The 18,089-nt window shown below is 36.4% G+C and carries 18 protein-coding genes; 7 read left to right on the plus strand and 11 right to left on the minus strand.

Annotation, left to right across the window (positions count from 1 at the left end; genetic code table 11):
* The 5 genes from QNN06_RS17800 to QNN06_RS17820 all read right to left on the minus strand — a co-directional run bounded on the left by QNN06_RS17800 (position 1) and on the right by QNN06_RS17820 (position 5,338).
* On the minus strand, positions 1-897 hold the full coding sequence (locus QNN06_RS17800; protein ID WP_284035603.1) for a branched-chain amino acid ABC transporter permease: 897 nt from the start codon (positions 895-897) through the stop codon (positions 1-3).
* A gap of 65 nt (positions 898-962) precedes the next feature.
* Positions 963-2,177 (minus strand): ABC transporter substrate-binding protein, encoded by a 1,215-nt coding sequence (locus tag QNN06_RS17805; protein ID WP_284035604.1) that lies wholly within the window; start codon positions 2,175-2,177, stop codon positions 963-965.
* A 28-nt stretch (positions 2,178-2,205) separates the two neighbouring features.
* A complete protein-coding gene (locus tag QNN06_RS17810; RefSeq protein WP_284035605.1) occupies positions 2,206-2,619 on the minus strand; it encodes a Zn-ribbon domain-containing OB-fold protein in 414 nt (137 codons plus the stop codon).
* Positions 2,620-2,625: 6 nt separating this feature from the next.
* On the minus strand, positions 2,626-3,774 hold the full coding sequence (locus QNN06_RS17815; RefSeq protein ID WP_284035606.1) for a thiolase C-terminal domain-containing protein: 1,149 nt from the start codon (positions 3,772-3,774) through the stop codon (positions 2,626-2,628).
* Positions 3,761-5,338 (minus strand): class I adenylate-forming enzyme family protein, encoded by a 1,578-nt coding sequence (locus tag QNN06_RS17820; protein WP_284035607.1) that lies wholly within the window; start codon positions 5,336-5,338, stop codon positions 3,761-3,763. The genes QNN06_RS17815 and QNN06_RS17820 overlap by 14 nt, the downstream gene beginning before the upstream one ends.
* 580 nt (positions 5,339-5,918) lie before the next feature.
* Between QNN06_RS17820 and QNN06_RS17825 the strand changes: the two genes are divergently transcribed.
* Positions 5,919-6,419, plus strand: a complete 501-nt coding sequence (locus QNN06_RS17825) for a sigma-70 family RNA polymerase sigma factor (protein ID WP_284035608.1) — start codon at positions 5,919-5,921, stop codon at positions 6,417-6,419.
* A gap of 244 nt (positions 6,420-6,663) precedes the next feature.
* Here QNN06_RS17825 and QNN06_RS17830 read toward each other — a convergent pair whose 3' ends face one another.
* On the minus strand, positions 6,664-6,990 hold the full coding sequence (locus QNN06_RS17830; RefSeq protein ID WP_284035609.1) for a nucleoside triphosphate pyrophosphohydrolase: 327 nt from the start codon (positions 6,988-6,990) through the stop codon (positions 6,664-6,666).
* 220 nt (positions 6,991-7,210) lie between these two features.
* Between QNN06_RS17830 and QNN06_RS17835 the strand changes: the two genes are divergently transcribed.
* From QNN06_RS17835 to QNN06_RS17860, 6 genes are all read left to right on the plus strand, one after another.
* The gene (locus QNN06_RS17835) at positions 7,211-7,429 is read left to right on the plus strand and encodes a DUF1659 domain-containing protein (protein WP_284035610.1); all 219 of its coding nucleotides are present in this window, start codon (positions 7,211-7,213) and stop codon (positions 7,427-7,429) included.
* Positions 7,430-7,568: 139 nt separating this feature from the next.
* On the plus strand, positions 7,569-7,787 hold the full coding sequence (locus QNN06_RS17840; protein ID WP_284035611.1) for a DUF2922 domain-containing protein: 219 nt from the start codon (positions 7,569-7,571) through the stop codon (positions 7,785-7,787).
* Between the two features lie 104 nt (positions 7,788-7,891).
* The gene (locus tag QNN06_RS17845; protein ID WP_284035612.1) at positions 7,892-8,029 is read left to right on the plus strand and encodes a YvrJ family protein; all 138 of its coding nucleotides are present in this window, start codon (positions 7,892-7,894) and stop codon (positions 8,027-8,029) included.
* A gap of 348 nt (positions 8,030-8,377) precedes the next feature.
* A complete protein-coding gene (locus QNN06_RS17850; RefSeq protein WP_284035613.1) occupies positions 8,378-9,226 on the plus strand; it encodes a hypothetical protein in 849 nt (282 codons plus the stop codon).
* A 150-nt stretch (positions 9,227-9,376) separates the two neighbouring features.
* Positions 9,377-9,640, plus strand: coding sequence for a helix-turn-helix domain-containing protein (locus QNN06_RS17855; RefSeq protein ID WP_284035614.1), 264 nt, complete (start codon positions 9,377-9,379; stop codon positions 9,638-9,640).
* A gap of 532 nt (positions 9,641-10,172) precedes the next feature.
* A complete protein-coding gene (locus tag QNN06_RS17860; RefSeq protein WP_284035615.1) occupies positions 10,173-10,688 on the plus strand; it encodes a competence protein ComK in 516 nt (171 codons plus the stop codon).
* A 1,377-nt stretch (positions 10,689-12,065) separates the two neighbouring features.
* Here the strand turns inward: QNN06_RS17860 and QNN06_RS17865 are convergent.
* From QNN06_RS17865 to QNN06_RS17885, 5 genes are all read right to left on the minus strand, one after another.
* Entirely contained in the window at positions 12,066-12,434 is a 369-nt protein-coding gene (locus QNN06_RS17865) for a hypothetical protein (protein WP_284035616.1), read from the minus strand.
* Complete coding sequence (locus QNN06_RS17870; protein WP_284035617.1) at positions 12,424-13,812, minus strand: GTPase; 1,389 nt, start codon at positions 13,810-13,812, stop codon at positions 12,424-12,426. Before QNN06_RS17870 ends, QNN06_RS17865 begins: the two co-directional genes overlap by 11 nt.
* A gap of 14 nt (positions 13,813-13,826) precedes the next feature.
* Positions 13,827-15,926: a GTPase gene (locus QNN06_RS17875; protein WP_284035618.1), complete on the minus strand. Its 2,100-nt coding sequence runs from the start codon at positions 15,924-15,926 to the stop codon at positions 13,827-13,829.
* A gap of 198 nt (positions 15,927-16,124) precedes the next feature.
* Entirely contained in the window at positions 16,125-16,847 is a 723-nt protein-coding gene (locus QNN06_RS17880) for a macro domain-containing protein (RefSeq protein WP_284035619.1), read from the minus strand.
* Positions 16,828-17,964 (minus strand): DarT ssDNA thymidine ADP-ribosyltransferase family protein, encoded by a 1,137-nt coding sequence (locus QNN06_RS17885; protein ID WP_284035620.1) that lies wholly within the window; start codon positions 17,962-17,964, stop codon positions 16,828-16,830. Before QNN06_RS17885 ends, QNN06_RS17880 begins: the two co-directional genes overlap by 20 nt.
* Between the last annotated feature and the right edge of the window lie 125 nt (positions 17,965-18,089).

The raw sequence follows: 18,089 nt of genomic DNA on the forward strand, positions 1-18,089 counted from the left end.
CTATACCTCCACGTTTCCTATTTTATTACCAAATAGTCCTGTAGGTTTAATCAGAACAATGATAAATAATACGAAAAATGCTAAAGTTAATTTCCATTGGGAATCGATGACAAGTAGTCCTAAATTCTGCACAATCCCAATAATTAATCCCCCTAAAAATGCACCATTTAAACTACCTATTCCTCCTACAAATGCAGCAATAAATGCGATTAACATTGCTTCAAACCCAACGGTTGTATACAAACCTGAGTTAAGACTTATAAAAAATGCTGCTGGTGCGCTAACAAAGGAACCAATAAAGAAAGTTAATAAATATATTTTCCGGCTATTAATCCCCAGTACTTTTGCTAAACTTGGATTATCCATTACACAGCGAATAGCCCTACCTAATTTAGTGAACCTTAGTGACGATTCTAGAAGAACAAGCATTACTATTGTGATAAGAATGGTTAAGATATCAGTCGCTGCAATGGATGCCCCAAAAAGATCTATTCCGTTACTCGCACTCCCAATTGTAGATTCTCTTATATTAATAACACTTCTGCCGAAGATAAGTCCGAGTGTATTCTCCAGAATAATTCCTGTTCCAAGAGAAGCTACTACGATAATGAATGGCTTAAATGGACGTTTTCGTATTGGTTCATAAATGATTAATTCATTAGCCAAACCTGCTGCCCCGCCAACTAAACCGCTTATTAAAAATGCAAGAATTAGCGGCAAACCGAGCACGCCAGTACATACATATAAGAAGTATCCCGATAATGTGATTATTGCTCCGTGGGATAAATGCATCGTTTTTGTGACTCCAAATATTAAGGCAAATCCTACTGATACCAATCCAATCTGAGTTCCTAACGCAATCCCATTCACTAATAATTGGATAAATAAATCACTCATAGTAATCCTCCCTAAAAACTGCTTTTGTGAGTCCCCATATAAATTGAGGACTCACTCTATTAAACTTATTTAAATTTTTCAAACACCTTAATATCAACATCTTGTACTTTCTGGAAGGATGCATCTTTCACTGTCATAATTGTTACTGGAAGATTGGCGCTTCCATCTTTATTAAATGATAATTTTCCAAATGGAGTTTCAAATGTTTTGATAGCCAGCAAAGCATTTCTCATTTCTTCCCCTGTCAAAGGCAAATTGTTTTTATATAAATAACTAACCACATCTTTTAACATATAGGCTGCTGCATAGTAACTTGTAGAATTCTGAAGAGGGTCTTCCTTATATTTTTCTTTAAAATGTTCAACAAACTTTTTAGCCATATCGTTCGTCGGGCTGGCTGGATTCCACTGCTGAGTTGAAAATAATACACCTTCCGATGAACCTTTTGCGGCTTTTATTGTATCGGGAACTGTCCAAAAACTTGTTCCTAAGATTTGAGAATCAATACCTAGTTCTTTAGCTTGATTCAAGGCAATGGCAATCTGCTGACCACCTACTGCAATATAAATCGCTTCGGGATTAGCGGCTTTTATTTTACTTAATTGTGCTTTAAAATCTGACGCTCCTCCTTCCGCTACTTCAATGGCCATCACTTTTCCCCCAAGTTGTTCCCAAGCCTTTTTCATCGCATCCTTATCACCATTACCCAAATCATCGTTTGGATACAAAATGGCCAGTTTTTTCTTTCCAAGTTCATTGTACGCATAATCAGCAAGAGCACGGATATGAATCGTTTCTAGTGGAATATTTGAAAAAAGATATGGACTTAGCCCTGCTAATACTGGGCTTGTTCCTCCACCGTTAATCATAACTGTTTTATTTTGTTCACCTATTGGTGTTGTTGCCATTATGACATTACTTACTGAGTTAAAAATCCAAGGTACTTTTTCAACACTTATTAGTTTATTAATTCCGTTTACAGCCGTTGTAGGTTCTCCTACGGTATCCTCGATTTTTAATTCCAGTTTCGTCCCGTCAATCCCGCCAGCCTCATTTATTTCATCAAAAGCTAATTGAACACCCCTACTTTGCTGTTCTCCATAAGATGCAAAAGGACCAGTCATCGCAAATAAACCTCCAACCTTTAATGCAGAAGGTTTTTTATTATCATCTTTCGAATTATTATCGCCAGAGCTTGTTCCAGTAGTCTGATTACATCCAATTAATAAACCCATCAATACGAATAAAATCAAGCCAATTTTCACTTTAGTTTTTCTCATAACTTTCCTCCCAAGAGTTAATAAATAATTAATTTAATAGTTTAAAAACTGGCAGTTTATACGTACCAAAATCCTGATAAGAAGTCTTGACTTTAGCTCCAATACTTATTACAGATTCATCAGACAATTCATCTTGTATGATCCAACTTTCAATCATTACCCCCTCATCTAATTTTATTAAAGCGACAACATATGGAACATATTTTTCGAAAAATACAGATGGTGCTCGGTAAACAACACTATAGGAGTAAATTTCACCAATTCCATTAGATTTTTTCCATTCTATACAGTTGGAAGAGCAATAACGGCAACTTAAATTAGGCGGGAACTGAAATCGCTTACAATCATTACAGTTTTGAATCATAAGCTTTTCTTGCTTACAATGATCCCAATAGTATTGAGTTACTTCATCACTTCCAACGTTTAACATATCATTTTCCAATTTGACTTACCTCCCCAAAATTAATGTACAGTGCGAAGATAAAATCCCTCCATTACCATGAACTAAAGCTATCCTAGGATTGTTAGGAACTTGTCTTTCTTTACCTTCATTTCTTAACTGTGTAACCGCTTCTGTAACATGTAATATTCCACCATTAGCACATGATAACATTCCTCCATTCGTGTTTGCTGGCAGTTTTCCTCCGAGAGATAAATAACCCTTTTCCACTAAAGTACCTGCTTCACCTTTTTCACAAAAACCTAAATCTTCAAGTTCTAATAATACTGTTATAGTAAAACAATCATATAGTTGAACTAGGTCAATATCTTGGTGGGTGATACCTGCCATTGAGAAAGCTGTTTTTCCGGAATTAATTGCTCCAGTATACATTAAGTTTCTCGAATTCATAATATTCTCATGAGTATGTCCTTCACCTATGCCCAAAATATAAATAGGAGTATTTTTAGAATCACTTGCTCTTTCTTTTGAAGTTAGGAGTAAAGCTCCACCAAAATCAGTAACAATACAACAATCCAAAAGATGAAGTGGGCTAGAAATCATTTTTGAATTAAGTACATCCTGAATCGATATTGGTTTTTTCATTTGTGCATCTGGATTTTTTAAAGCATGTTCCCGGAAAGTAACCGCAACCGATGCTAATTGCTCTGGAGTAGTTCCAAATTCATGGATATGCCTTTGAGCTGCAAGTGCATATTGAGTTGGAATCAATGGACCATATGGTACCTCGAATTGTTCGTTACCGTTTTCAGCTAATTTAGAAACAAAATTTCCTCGCATTGTTCCAGAAGCCCGATTATCTGCCCATGCAACTAATATATAATTACAGAATCCAGCTGCAATTGCTAATGCTGCATGCTCCACAAGTGCACAACCGGTTGCTCCTGAAACTGAAATTGTACTGCTGAAATTCGGTGTAATCCCCAATTCCTGGGATAGTCTGGAACTAAAATCCATTTCAGGCTCAACCAATGAATAACCTGTTAAAATACCATCTATCTTGGATTTATCAATACCGGCATTTTTTATCGCTTTATTGGCAGCTTCAATTGCTAAGTGAATCGCTCTCCTACCCGGATTTTTTTCTCTGCTGGCTTCCCCTGACCCAATAATGGCCACTTTTTCACTTAAATTCATTTTTAAAACCCTTCCTCTCCTCCATTGCTCTTAATAACTTTTTTTCAATTTTTCCTACTGCTGTCTTAGGTAATTTATCCATGAATTCTATATACTGTGGAACTTTGAAATTTGCCAGCCTTTCTTTGCAATATTCTTTCAATTGTTGTTCGGTTAAAGAAGCCTCTTTTCGAACAACAAAGGCTTTAGGGACTTCCTCGCGTAATGGATCAAACACGCCAATCACTCCAACTTCCGAAATTAGAGGATGAGATTCTATTGCCTCTTCTATTTCTCTAGCCGAAATGTTTTCACCAGCTCGTTTAATTATGTCTTTTCTGCGGTCAACCATATAGAAATATCCTTCATCATCATAAAAACCGACATCTCCGGTATATAGCCATCCATCCTTTATCGTTTCTTTTGTTTCTTCTAACTTATTATAGTAACCAGACATTATTCCGTATTTAGAAAAACACCTAATCACGATCTCTCCATGTTCGAAAGGTTTCTGCTCTTGACCAAATTCATTTACTATCTTTACCTCGTAACCTAATGTTGGAATTCCGCAGCTTTGCCTCTTCCTATTTAAATGGAAGGGATTTGCGAGCGGAATTGAAATCGATTCGGTTAACCCATATAGTTCAATAAGTACACTTCCAAAAATGGCTTCAAAACGGTCACAAACCTCATTTGACAATTTTAATGAAAAGCCAATCGACTTAAAGGTATCATTTCTATACCGGGAGTCATGAATATGATTTAGTATCATCTTAATATGAGTAGAATTAAGATGTGTAATGGTGGGCCTAAATCTTTCTATTCTTTCGATAAATACACTCGAACGAAATCTCTCAAATAATAGAAGGTTACAGCCTGCTGTCAACACTGCAAAAATTTGTCCTAATCCGTTCATGTGAAATAAGGGGAAATGGTGCATGAAAATATCATTATTTTCAATTTTGAGGGTCCTTGCTACAATTTCTCCGCTGAAAATATGATTGCCATGTGAGTAAATAACTCCCTTAGGCCTGGCTGTAGTACCTGATGTAAATATCATTGTAGCGGGGTCATCTGGTAAAATTTTTAATGTCGGTAAAGGAATATCAATATTAGCATTTTCAATATATTTCTTAATTTCAAATAAACCATCATTGATATCTAAATTTAACTTTTGGTGTAAAAAAATCTTATCTATTTTAAACTTGCTTTGAATGTGGTTTATGTATTCTGTATCACCGGAGCATCCTTCAAAAACAATAAACTTACTATTGGTGTATTCGATAATATAAGAAAGATCATCTTTTGTATTTGCAATATTAGACATGACAACAACTGCTCCAATTTTATACAAACCAAACATTATGGAGAGCAAATCCGGAGTTGTTCGATGATGAACTACAACATATGTTCCTTTATTTATCCCTTGATTAAAGAATGTCCCTGCATATTGGTTGACCTTTATTGAAAAATCTTTCCAAGTAATTGAATCCCCAGTTTCTGTTGTAATAAATGCGTTTGATGGCTGCCTTTTAACGTTCGTATTTAATAGTGAAATTAGATTCCTATTTCCAACTAAATCCATTGAAATCCCTCCATTTTAAAGAATTAATCTTGAAATTAACCCATTCAATTAAAGTTTATAAAAGGTAACTACCAAATTACATATCGGAAACAAAAGTTGAATAATTGCTATAATATATTGACGTGATAATCAGAATATTCCAAATTCAGCGGGCAAAAAAGACTAATATTTTTAATATTTAACTAAATTAATAATGAATTAGTGTAACTATGAGGAAATAGGAGTCAATATACAGTCTCAGAATATGAAGCATAATTAACAATGCCTTTCTGAAAGACATGACTCTCCCCTATTTAATGACATGGCACCAAAAACACAAGTTTATGTAGCCTCTTGTCCGAACAGCACCAACAAAGTAAACATCAGAAATCTTCCAATGGCCCCATCTTTTATACTATGATTCAAAATTCCTAAAATCTGCTTCAAATTGGAAATGTGACAGTAGAATTTGTTGCGATCGGGGGGGAGAATTCGGCACCAAATTAGAAATGAGTGGATTCGCTGAAAATAGGAAATCCCGCTATTGTAGAGATACCCGGGAATAAAATGGCAAAGCGCGCTTTCCTGAAAGGACCCACCGTTGGAAAGCTTTGAACAGTTAGCAAAACAATATCAGCCGATGATTCACAAGATCATCCACTCTCTTCATCTTTACACAGACCTGGAGGAATTTTACCAACTTGGCCTCATTTCCTTATGGGAGGCCAGCCAACGATTCAATCCGGAAAAAGGGAATTTTACAAACTATGCTTATTCATATATTAGAGGCAAGCTGCTTATGGAACTTAATAAAATGGCAAAAAGCAAGGATAGAAGTTTTTGTCCGGAGGAGGAATTCTGGGAGATTGCAGCTGATGGCCGGCAAGACTCCTCTTTAGAAAAAGAAATCCTATTATCCTGTTCGGAAATGTTGACCCCAAAACAACAGAAATGGCTGCTTTACACTCTCCATTCCGGCCTATCCGTTAAGGAAATTGCCGAACGGGAAAGTGTAACGGTATCGGCGGTAAAGCAATGGCGGGAAGGAGCGCGTAGGAGATTGGTTGATAATACGGATACTTTTAAAGAAACTTTTAATTAATAGTATAAAAAATGTTCATATGTAGTCTGTTAAAAAGACTGATTCCCAATTTGGTATCAGTCTTTTTTTAATCATTATAATATTAAATCACGAGGTACTAGAGGGGGTTTCCGTATTTCGATTAAATCCTTAGATTCAAGCTAAAAAACTTTGAAACTTTATCTGTTAAATAAGCGGCTTTCATTTCTCCCACTTGTAATTTATGACTCAATATATTGTCACCTGCTGCTCTTTTGCTTTAACCTTATTTATCTTCAACATTAATTAAATATATCCTATCTTTAAATCCACCACGCTGTTCCAGCTTTCTTTTCCGAATTTCCTCGACTTGTTCAATGGAAAACCCATAATAATCAGCAAGGGAATGAAAAATCTCCAACAAATCAGCTAACTCTTCCAATGTCTCAGTGTTTGTTGTGCTGGATACATACTCATCGAGTTCCTCGTAGCATTTCTCTTGAAGTGCCTTTATATATTCATCATCATTTAATACTTTACAAGAACATTTCTTGCCCGTGCTCTCAATAATTTCTGGTATTTTATCGCGGACCAGTTTATTATAAATTGGCATTTTTACACCCCATAAATCCTCTTCTTTATATCCTATTTCATTTACTCCCTATAGGATTATTTTACCATAATCATTAGTTTAATAAATTATAACTTCAAAAACCGTAGGCATAGCGATGCATAAAAAAACTGCCTCCTCGAAAGAACCAAAATAATTTTTTCTAACCCTATCCTTTTGGCCTCCAAAAAGCTAAATAAAAGGTGAAAGGAGGTGAAGGACAATGGCACAAGCATTATTAGAAGGTTCAAAGCTTCGGTTGTCGTTTCAGGTTGACCTTGATGAGCAAGGAAACCCAATCGTAAAAACCAAAACGTTTAGCAACATCAGAAAGGAGTCAACTGCTGACCAGTTATTCCAGGTTGCACAAGCCATTTCTGCACTATGCAACTACCCGCTAAACAAAACCGAGCGCAGCGACAGTACTGAATTAACTGCGTAACTGGAAAGTAATTAGTGATTAAAATGGACGGTTCTTCTAATCTAGGTCAACGAAGCCTCCAATCTAATAAGCAGGTTATGAGTTAAAGATTGAGGCAAAAGAACCTTCCCCATGACTCAAAGAAAGGAGGTGAACGAGAATGGCAAAAACATTGGAATTAATGTTTGGAACGGAATTTGGTAAAACCGCTCGTATTGCGATAGAAAACCCAAAGGAGCCGATTGATGAGGCTGCTGTTAAGCAGTCAATGGAACAGATTATTGCAGCGGATGTCTTTACATCTGCCAGCGGAAGATATGTTTCCTCAAAAGGCGCAAGAGTCATCGACCGAAATGTGGTTGAGTATGAGATTATCTAAGCTTAAGGTAGTTTAGTCAAATTCGAAATTATTTAGGAGAGAGGCCGGGGCAGTTCAGACTGAAACAGGCCTCTTTTTAAAAATTGGAAAGGAGGAAAATTGTTGTGGATCAATTCATTTCATTCATCAAAGAGGTAGGATTTCCCATTGTAGTGACACTTTATCTGCTTTATCGAATAGAAACGAAGCTGGATTTAGTGGTCCAGTCTATACAACGTTTACCTGAGCGGATGAAGGTGTGAAGGGTTTATTCGACATGATAATCTTTAAAGTACAAAACATGGTAGAGAGAATTATAACTGTTCTCTCTCCTCCCGTGTTTCTCTTTAACCGCTTCTTCTACACAATTCCCCCTCCCTTCTACCATTTTCCATGCAAATATAAAAACTATCAAATCGGTACGAAAATCACAAAATTGGCCTTCTCATTTCCAATTTGGAGCCGAAAATCGCATTTTTCTACCCAAATTCGCTCCAAATTGGAAATGAGTGAATTCGACTCATTCTGCCAAACCCGATATCGTAAAGGTGCCTTAATCATTAAAAAGATAAATGGCCATATACAAATGATCATAAGGGTGGCGCATACATATGAGTTTAAAATCAGCCAGTATTGAAAAATTTAACGAGTTTTCTCAATTTACTAGTCTCACTGAATTTAACCACCATATCGAACAATGGCTGCTAGAGCATAAGGCCGACTTCTCCAAAGGAGAACTTGTTGGTTTAAAACGTCTCGTCAGATTTGCCGCAAAAATCCCTGGTGTCTGCAATGCCAAAATCGGAACCATCCTGAAGGCCATTCACGCGGAATTCCACGACAATGGCATTTCCCGCTCAACCTTTAAACGGATGGTCTTAAAAGCTAAGGAATTCGGAATAATCACCGTCTACGAAACAGAGAGAAAAAACGGCTCACAAACTAGCAACCTGTATGTTTTTAATCGTTTTCTTTCAAATGAACCACCTAAACCAGAAAAAATGAACCAGCCAATAGAAACTAGTAATCTTTTAAAAACTGAAAAAGATCAAAAGAATAATAAACGTAAAGAAGAACCGTTGGAATTAGATCATAGCTATGTTAGCAATCGTGTTCCACAAGAATTTGTCCAGCTGGTAAAGTACTTTTATTCTGACGCAAAGACAATTGAAGAATTCTGGCATATGACACAAATTGCTGCCTATAAATATAACAGCGAAAACGAAACAGATCAGATGCTTGAGATTGCTATTGAATCCTTTAAACAGCTGATTCGCAAATTAAAATCCACTAAAGCTGTCAGAAATCCAATCGCCTACTTTTATGGCGTTTTGCAGAATAAATTTATGCGCCGATTTTATGATGAGCTTGACGCAGAATATGGTGTTGTACCGGGGCCTATGGTTAATGATTCTTGGATCCACAGTATGTTTTTGGCTTATTATGAAGACAAACTTTAATTGTTTATTTTTATCATAGCTTTTGTACAAAGCAAAACAGCTAAACCGTGCCAAGGTCAAAAAAATTCGCAATACCACGTTTCTGTCGGCTATAGCCCGTGGAGCATTTTACATTCTAATTATGTAATGGTCTTAAAAAGGAGAATTCTCTTGAGAAAAGATAAGGCCATTTACATAGGTGAAGTGATTAAAAGGATTCGTTCTGAAAAAGGGTTGACACAAGAGGAACTTGCTCATGACAGCGATCTGGATCGGTCATATATGAGTGATTTGGAGACAAATAAAAAAGGCCCATCCCTCTTTACTGTCTTTAAATTAGCTAAAGGTTTACAGATAGAACCCGAAGATCTAGTAGAGGAAATTAAGGAAGCCACAGAATTTTATAGCACGATTGAAAAGGAAGAGGATGACTAATCTTAACGTCTTATGATAAAGGTTTGAGCCTGCATTGCACGTAAGTTGATGAATTTGGTGGAATATTCCAACAAATTGACAAACACGACATAAATCGACTATTTTTGACACAAAAAGTTACGAATTAGACATTAAAACAATCCCAATTGTGTAATTTTTTGTGTTATTTTTTATTTGTAAATATTTTTTGAAAATAACAATAAATCTTCACCTATTTTTACAGTTAACTGTAAAAAATTCATTAAATAATTGATTTAAATACATACTGAGATCCGCTCTTTATTCACCAGGTTCAATTAGCCATATCTAAATGCTATTGTAATATTCGTATAGTTATAGTGATTCCTCTAGGTGCTTTTTTATTTTGTTTTGGGAGGTGAGGTTAATGTGAGCAGCAAAAAAATAAACCAAGAACAGATGTCCTGGACAGACGGTGTTCTTGGTCTAATAAGTTAGCGGCAAACTAACTTATTGATAGTATACCTTTTTTCAAAGATTTATCAATCAAAACCCTTTAAGGAGCGAAAATTCTTTGGATATTGAAAAATACTATTTTATCAAACCAGATTTTATTCACATGTCAGGTTATTATGATCGAAATGGCAAGAGCTGCACTCTTGTTGAAGAATTACACAGGAAACTGGTTGTGGACCGTTCTCCATTAGAAATACTAGCAGATACCATCAGATGTATTGGTTTTGACTTAAACAGCGCAATTGCCAACGCCAAAGAGCTCCTAGGGAATATCCCGATGTGCCCTATCCAGGTGGATCCGATTCATAACATTTGCATCTTTGCGACCAAATCAGCCAAAAACGAGGATGCCATGTGGTTTAATCCAAATCATATCGTCAGAACCAACGGGTATTATTTAAAAACCCATGTAATACTTACAAATGGGAGTATTCTAACTGTCCCTTGCAAGGTATCAGCCTTTAACAATAAATTGCAAAATGCTGACCAATTACAAAAAATTTCAAAGGCAATTGGAAACGATCCTATCGGTTTTCTGTTAGACCCTAAGCGCTTCCGGTTGCAGCATAGTTAAAAAGTCAATCCTAGTTAGCCTTTGTTTGGTGGCAATATCATTTGGACAAGGAGTCGGGTATAACCGCTCAACAGAGGCTTTAAGCAATACATAAACGGCTAATTAAAATCACAATCCTAACCGAGTTTACCTTGTAAGGTTTAAACAGATGAATTGGTGGCAAGATGATTTGATTTGCCACCAGTCTGTCACCAACTTCACACCAAGTTACACACCCCTCTCTCCTTGGCAAACTTTGACTTAACTAAAAGCTAGCTTTTGCTGGTAAGATGCCTGGAAAGTGATAAATATTTGCCAATATTGAAAACAGGTACTACAAGTTGACTACCGAATAAATATGATATGTTGGTGAGGTGCATGTTGGCGGATATAGCAAAAGAAATGCTAAGTCAAATTTGGAATTCGTTTTGGATTTACTGCAAGGGAAAAATTAAACTTCGGGTGCTTAAAGTTGGAGATTCATACGAAGTCATGGTGTAGGATGGAACAACAGCCGTTTGGCATTGTTTTGGGAGTACGCCGGAAGCTGTAAAGGGGATGGCCCATTACCTATTTCAACTGACATACGAAGAAAAATAATTTAAAGGGCCAAAATTGTCCCTTCTCTTTAAAATTCGAATATTTTTAATTTTCAACTTTTGATTGGGAACTCTTCAAATTATGTAAACGCAATTAGTCAGCTTTCTTCCAATTTGGAATAGCAATTTCATTCAGTCTTGATTGTTGTCTTCACTGGATTGATAAAATAGGCTAAAAATTCAAGGTTCGGGGAACTGCTTAGGAATCGAAACCACCAGAACAGGCACACAAGTCTCAAGCAGTTTTGAAGTTACGGGCGAGGTATTATTGATAGGTATTTTTTTATAACATTTGTTGCCGAGAATCCTTGATTAAAATGGATTCTCGAGCAACATAATATTATTTAGTTATTTATAATTTTTGTTTATAAATTGTGGTATGTTACAAAAATGCTACCACACTGCAATTTTATTTTTGGAGCTATTCCTTATAGTTACCGACAATATCTGCAGACCATTTCTTTAAAGGGACTGAAGATTATTTTTTATTGTCATCCCATTTACTTTTAAACTTTACGTATCGATTTACTGTTATTAATTATCTCTTAAGTCTCGCTTATATCGGGGAAAACAATTATGAAACTCCTCCCTTTTCAGCTAGGAAAAATCCCTTCCCCAAGTATTTAGTTCTACTACTACTATTGATCATTCTTATATTCTTTAACTATTTGATAAAGGAGACGCTGCATGTTTATATGTGTTGTTTGATTGGGGGGTTACCTTTAAATCCTTGTGAAGACCTTCTCTTCAATCAAAAACCTGCATAGAAATAATTCTACACAGGTTAATTTAGTTCTATTTATCTTAGTGTTATATATTTTGATTCATGTTCATGTAAACTACTAATCAAACCTCTAGTCCTTTCAAGTAATCCTACTAATGTTTTAAACAAATCACTTCGAGATTGCTGCATGTCCCGAAGCTCGGCTAGCTGTTGGTCGACATTTTCAATCTGTGTTGTTAGTGTTTTAGCCACATAGGTGCCAGTGGCTTCGTTGAAATGCATCTCAATGGAATGTGCCGCATCATTAAACCCGCTTCTGATTGCTGCTCTGCTTTCCCTTAAATCTACCTCTAATTGAGCTGCATCCATATCCTCTTTAATCTGTAACACAAAAGTGAGAACCGTACCAGCAACAGCAAATACTCGTCCCGCATTAGCATCCACGCGACCATTTTACTGCTTCCCACGGTTTAAACTTATACCCAAAAAAATGACCTATTTGCTTTACCGTTTCATGCATAGACGTCCCAGAATAATGGTTAAGGTTAAATAAACCATTAAATCCTTCCTTCAAAGTGAAGGACCTCTCTATTAGGAATTTTCCCAACTTTTGTGAGATATCCCCAGCCGTCTTAAGATTTCCCAACACCTCAGGTGAGATATTTGCTTCTTTGATTCGATAAGCAAGCCGTTGAAGTAACTCCTTTGCCAGTTCGCTATTGGCGATGGAAGTTATCCGTTCACCTAGATTTTCTAATTGTTTACTAATCACCTGTTGTATTGAGGTATTCAATTCATCTGTGTAAACTTGAACCCGATTTTGCGCCGCTTGTAATTCAAAATCCACTTGTTTTTGGTCTGCTGAACCATTAACCATATCTGCAACCTTACGGCCTTCCTGACGAATTTTACTCCCTGTCCGTTGGATCTCGCTTTCTACAGCTCGAGGTATACGTTCTTGGGTTTCAAGAAGTGCACGCCGCTGTTGTAACAGTAATTCCTCCAACGCATCGACGTCAGCATCCCCAGTCGATTCAGCAACGAGTGCTTCTTGCAATACCTGTTCTAGGCTGTATAAAGCGGTTGTGTACCGTCCAGCAAGGCCCTTTTCTCTAATAAACAGGTTTAATTCTTTTGTGAAAGAGTCAAAGCCGCTTTTGCGCCAAAATATATTTGAAATTTCCTCATCGGTCTCGCGTTTGCTTTCATTTGCTGACTCAGCGTCAATAAAACTAATTCGAAAATCTTCTGGTGAGTACGGGGAGACAACCTTACGCAAGTCCTCCTTAATAACTTCCTGCATTTCAGGTGAATTACCTTTCACTGCTCTGCGCATTTTGTTTACTACAAGCATCATTTCATGTGATTTGTCTCTGTCAATGGCGAGTTTACGAAAATGCTTGCCAAGATGTGAATCAAAAAGTTCATTTGTTATCACAAAAACAAGCAGATCTGCATTCGAAATAGCCTGATAGGTGATCTCATCATGATCAGGCATAACTTCAGTATGAACTCCTGGAGTATCTATTATTTTAACCCCTTCCCACTCATAGGTATGGGCTTTCTGTGTTTTAATAGCAGCACCGGTTTCAATATCCTCACGATTTGTCAGAACCTTCAATATCGTGGATTTTCCGGCACTATATTGACCAGCAAACACAATCTCAATTTCCTTATCTTCCGCGAGAATCTGGGAAGGTATTCGACCAGATAAGTTTCGAACTTTTTCACTGTTTGAATTTGATAATTCTTCCCGCGCATTTTTCAAAAGGGCATTCCCTTGTTCTACCCACTCAAGAATTTCAAAATTTGATTGACTCATAGAATTTCTCCTTTTCATAACATCACATGTAATCCTGTAAGCTGCTGTGCCAGTTTTACCCTCATTAATGTCATTGCATCGATATCGTTTAGTGGGATGTGGGCAACATTTAATTTTGCTTCAATACTAATTTTATTCCTGTCACAACCACGACCAATCGCTTGTGAAAGAATTGATTTTTGGTTTCCTGTATCAATCACAAACCAAATAGACTCATCTAATAAATACCTTAACCCCTTCTTGAGGTCATCCGGAAAATAGGTATCTGGTGCAACTAGAAAAATCGTGGCAAATCCGGGTATCCTTGCAAGGTCACGGATGTGGTACTCCATACCGGCACCATTGCAATTACGTAGAGCCTCTTCTATAAGAGAATGCCCCAATTCTTTTTGTCGAAGATTTAGCTTCCATGCTAACGTACGCTGTGCATCTGCCAGTTCAAAAATGCTGGAAGTGACTACTCCAAAATCATTTAAAAGCATATTTATCTGCTTCGAAAGCACCTCATTATTTAGCCAATTATGAAGTTGCCGTTTGAGATTCTTCTCTATTTTATCTATATTATCGTAAAGGGCCTTTGAAAGTTTTACCCTCCTTTTCCTTGCTTTCTTTTCACGGTCATCAAATAGCAGCGAAATTAACCACCCAGCTAATCCGACACCCGCTGCTGCCCAGCCCAATGGACCACTGCCAATAATGACAGCTGCTAACCCAATTCCTCCGGATAAAATAGATGTTCCCCAATTCCACCATCGCTTCGTATCAAATACTCCATTCATTTTGATGGAGCGATCACCGGAAAATTCAGCAACAAATTTAAGTTCCTTTTCTAATTCTCTAGCAACTTCATTTAAAGCTTTCCTGCAATCTTCCTGAATCTTTTCCTGAAGACGTTTTGCTTTCTCATTTAAACCCGTTGATTGTATATGCTTGTCCCACTTTTCTCCAGCGTACTTATCCTCGTAATGTTCTTCAGCAAAGTCAGATACATCGTTTCGAAGATGATCCATTTGTTGTGATACAAATGTATTGATTCTTTCCCGTGAATCCTCCATAAAAATTTGCGACCAACTTTGAAACTGCCGACGCTTTTCAATAAGGACCCGCCCACTTGCTGAGTTCTGTGCACTAAAATCAAGAAGGTTTTTTATGATTTCCATCATCTGTGCAGTCGTACTATCGATGAAGCTTTTGGTCCTTAGGAAAACTCCGCGACCTCTTACTTCATTAATAATACGCGACTCCAACTCATCAAAATGACTTGCTTTAAGAAGCGATTCACGGTATCTCGTATAATTTGGATTATCAGCTAAGAAGCGAGACCTTAAATGGGTAAAAATAAATGGAATACGTTTACCCGGAACATATTCATCAGTAAAATCATATAGTTGACCAACAAGCTCGTTTAGCCTATTTCGGTTAAAATAATCTGACTTCCGGAGAAACAAAACGAGGTCATCCTCATCATCCACTGCCGCTTTCACATTACAAATGCCTATGACTGGTTTACCTAATTGAATTATTCGCGCCAAGCATTCTGCCTCAGCAGGCTGGGGGGCATCATCCGTAATCATAAATAACACTAAATCTGCCTGCGCAGCAGATTTGAATGCTAATTCTTCGTCTTCTTCTCCTTCAAAAGCTGCAATACCAGGTACATCTGTCACTTCTAGTCCGTTCCACAGATACTTTCTCACATCCCGGGTAGTCCTTTGTGCACCAAGACCAATCGATTCACCTTTCCCTTTTGTTAAAATTTCCATGAGGGTAGATTTACCGGCCATGGTCCGGCCAAATAAGGTGATCGAAAAAGTATCCAGCCTTTTCCTCTTTTCCTCCAAATCTTTTTCTGCTGTGACTTGTAATTGGTTAAGTTCTTTGATGACCATCAGTAACTGATTTCTGAGTTGCTCAACAATTCCTGTGGTTCGCACAGTGCCATCTTCATATTTTTCCAAGCAATCGTGTAGCGTTTGTGTTACGTTCTCAATTGCCTTAGAGGTTTCTTTCAGATTTTGTCTTGCGATTTTATAACCAAGTTGAGCAGATTCACAACATTTAAGCAGAGCTTCTTCTAAGCTATCTTCTCTTAATTTGGGGCGGCTTATCTTCAAGTTACATCTCTCCAGGTCTTTTCTTTTTCAAATTATATTCTTTGAATTACATGATTCTTGTATTTTTAAATCGGGCATCTTTGTATTCAAAAAAACTCTCCACCCACATTAAAAAAAGTAGCTACGGCTTCGGGCTGTATTTTCAAATACAATTACCTTATTTTTATCCCAGCTGGCACCCTATTAGTAAGAATTGAACTAATCAAATAAATTCAACTGTTCATTTTCCTCTTTAATAATAGAATTAGCCATTTTTGAAATCGCCTTCTGATAACAATAAGAATGTAATTTTTCATATGATTGCATACCTAGCCCTTTAATTTTGGTTAAAAGAAAAAATCTCTTCACCGGCAGTGCTTCCTCTATATTATCAATTGCAGCAGATCTTAAGCCGATATTTTTAAAATCTGAAGGTTTCAAAGAATAAAGTACCTCTAACATTTTACCCTCAATACCTTCCGGCGGTATTTCATCTAAACAGATGTAAATTTTCAAATCATTAATCATTTCAAAATAGTATTCCATTACTTGTTTTACATCTGACCAATTTAAACCGCCGTTACTGGTTCCTAATTTCGGAAACGCGATGGATTTAATTCCATAATCACGGTATAGTTGAGAAAAATTTACTAACCCGTCAATAATCCATTTAATATTTGAGGGCTGCTTCCAATCATTTTTAGTGGGAAAGTTAAGGATTTTAATGTCACTATCATAATAGGAATCCAATTTTCCAACTTGTATTTGGTTGTTTTCACATTTTAATTCGTATTCTATAAACATTTTCGGATATCTCAATTTGAATTCAAGTGCAATGCCGGCCCCCATAAACCCCTTACAATTCACTGTATTTACAATCATATCTACTGAATTTTTCTCGGCGCATTCAAATACACTGCCCTTATAATACTCGTATGCCATGTTGATCTCCTTTAACAAATTGGTCTTTATTGACGATAAATCTATAGCCCCGTGTTATTCCGTATTGATTTTTATATGAAAGTAAATCTTCAGTGCTTCTAAATATAATAGAATCAATAAATTTTGTACTGACTTCCTTTGGAATTAACAATTCGGATTGTCTTAAATTTTTTTCATAATTGTTGTTTGTCCTGCCAGATGAATGGAATATTAAATCTATATTTACTAGTTTCAAGTCTTCCACGTTAACATCAATCAATTCACAATACTTGCTACCAGCATTCCCAATTGCTATTTTTGCGTTACTTTCTGATAGTAATGCCTTATTTAGTTTAATTATCGCTATTTTGTCTCCAAGTGCCTGCTCGAAATGATAAAATGTTCCTGTCTTTGGCCTAAAATAAAATCGAACACAGTTTTGAATATATTCGGTAGTATTGCTTAAAACACTGTGTGTTTCTGGTAGCATACTTCTCATATCAATTTTCATCGGACGTTTAGCACGTGAAAAAAATTTCCCTTGCCCTAAAATCGATGCTAGATTTTCAAATGCTGTCATATGATAGAATCCATCGAATTTATACTCACTGTTATTACTTATGCGGGAGTTTATATAATGAACTAATGTATCACTTTTATGTAGGCGATTACAATCGTAACCATCTCGGTCAAAATGGGTTCGTGTATGTTTATTTATACCATGAAAATTAAAGCCATTAGTATCAAACCCTTCACTATCGAAACCCTTTTCATCATAATATGTCCCAGCTAACTTGTGTAAACCGCTTTTATTAAAACCCGAAGAATTAAACCCATTTAGGTCATACCCGTGGCGATCGAAACCATTTTTGTCATGGCCAGTTTTATCATATCCCTCTCTATCAAATCCGTATTCATTATACCCTAACCTATTTACCCAACATTTTCTTTTAGAATCGAAGAACCTGTACTCACTATTAATTTTTAAATAAGGTAATGACAATTCAATTGAAAGGTTTTTTATTCCACTTTTAAAGGCAATAGTCATTTTGTCTATATCTTGATCATTGTAATTTAATTCTAAAACTTTCCCTGTACCAAACTTCACATGTTCAATTTGGTCGCCAATCTTCACCATAAGACAATTCTGCCTCTCTTATAGAATCTAAATTAAATTATTAATCTATTATTTTTCGAAACCTTCTAATTAAATGCGATGACCTTTGTAAAACACATAAGATTATTTCATTTTTGACAATTTGT

This window comes from Neobacillus sp. 114, from assembly GCF_030127045.1.
GTDB lineage: Bacteria > Bacillota > Bacilli > Bacillales > Cytobacillaceae > Neobacillus > Neobacillus rhizophilus.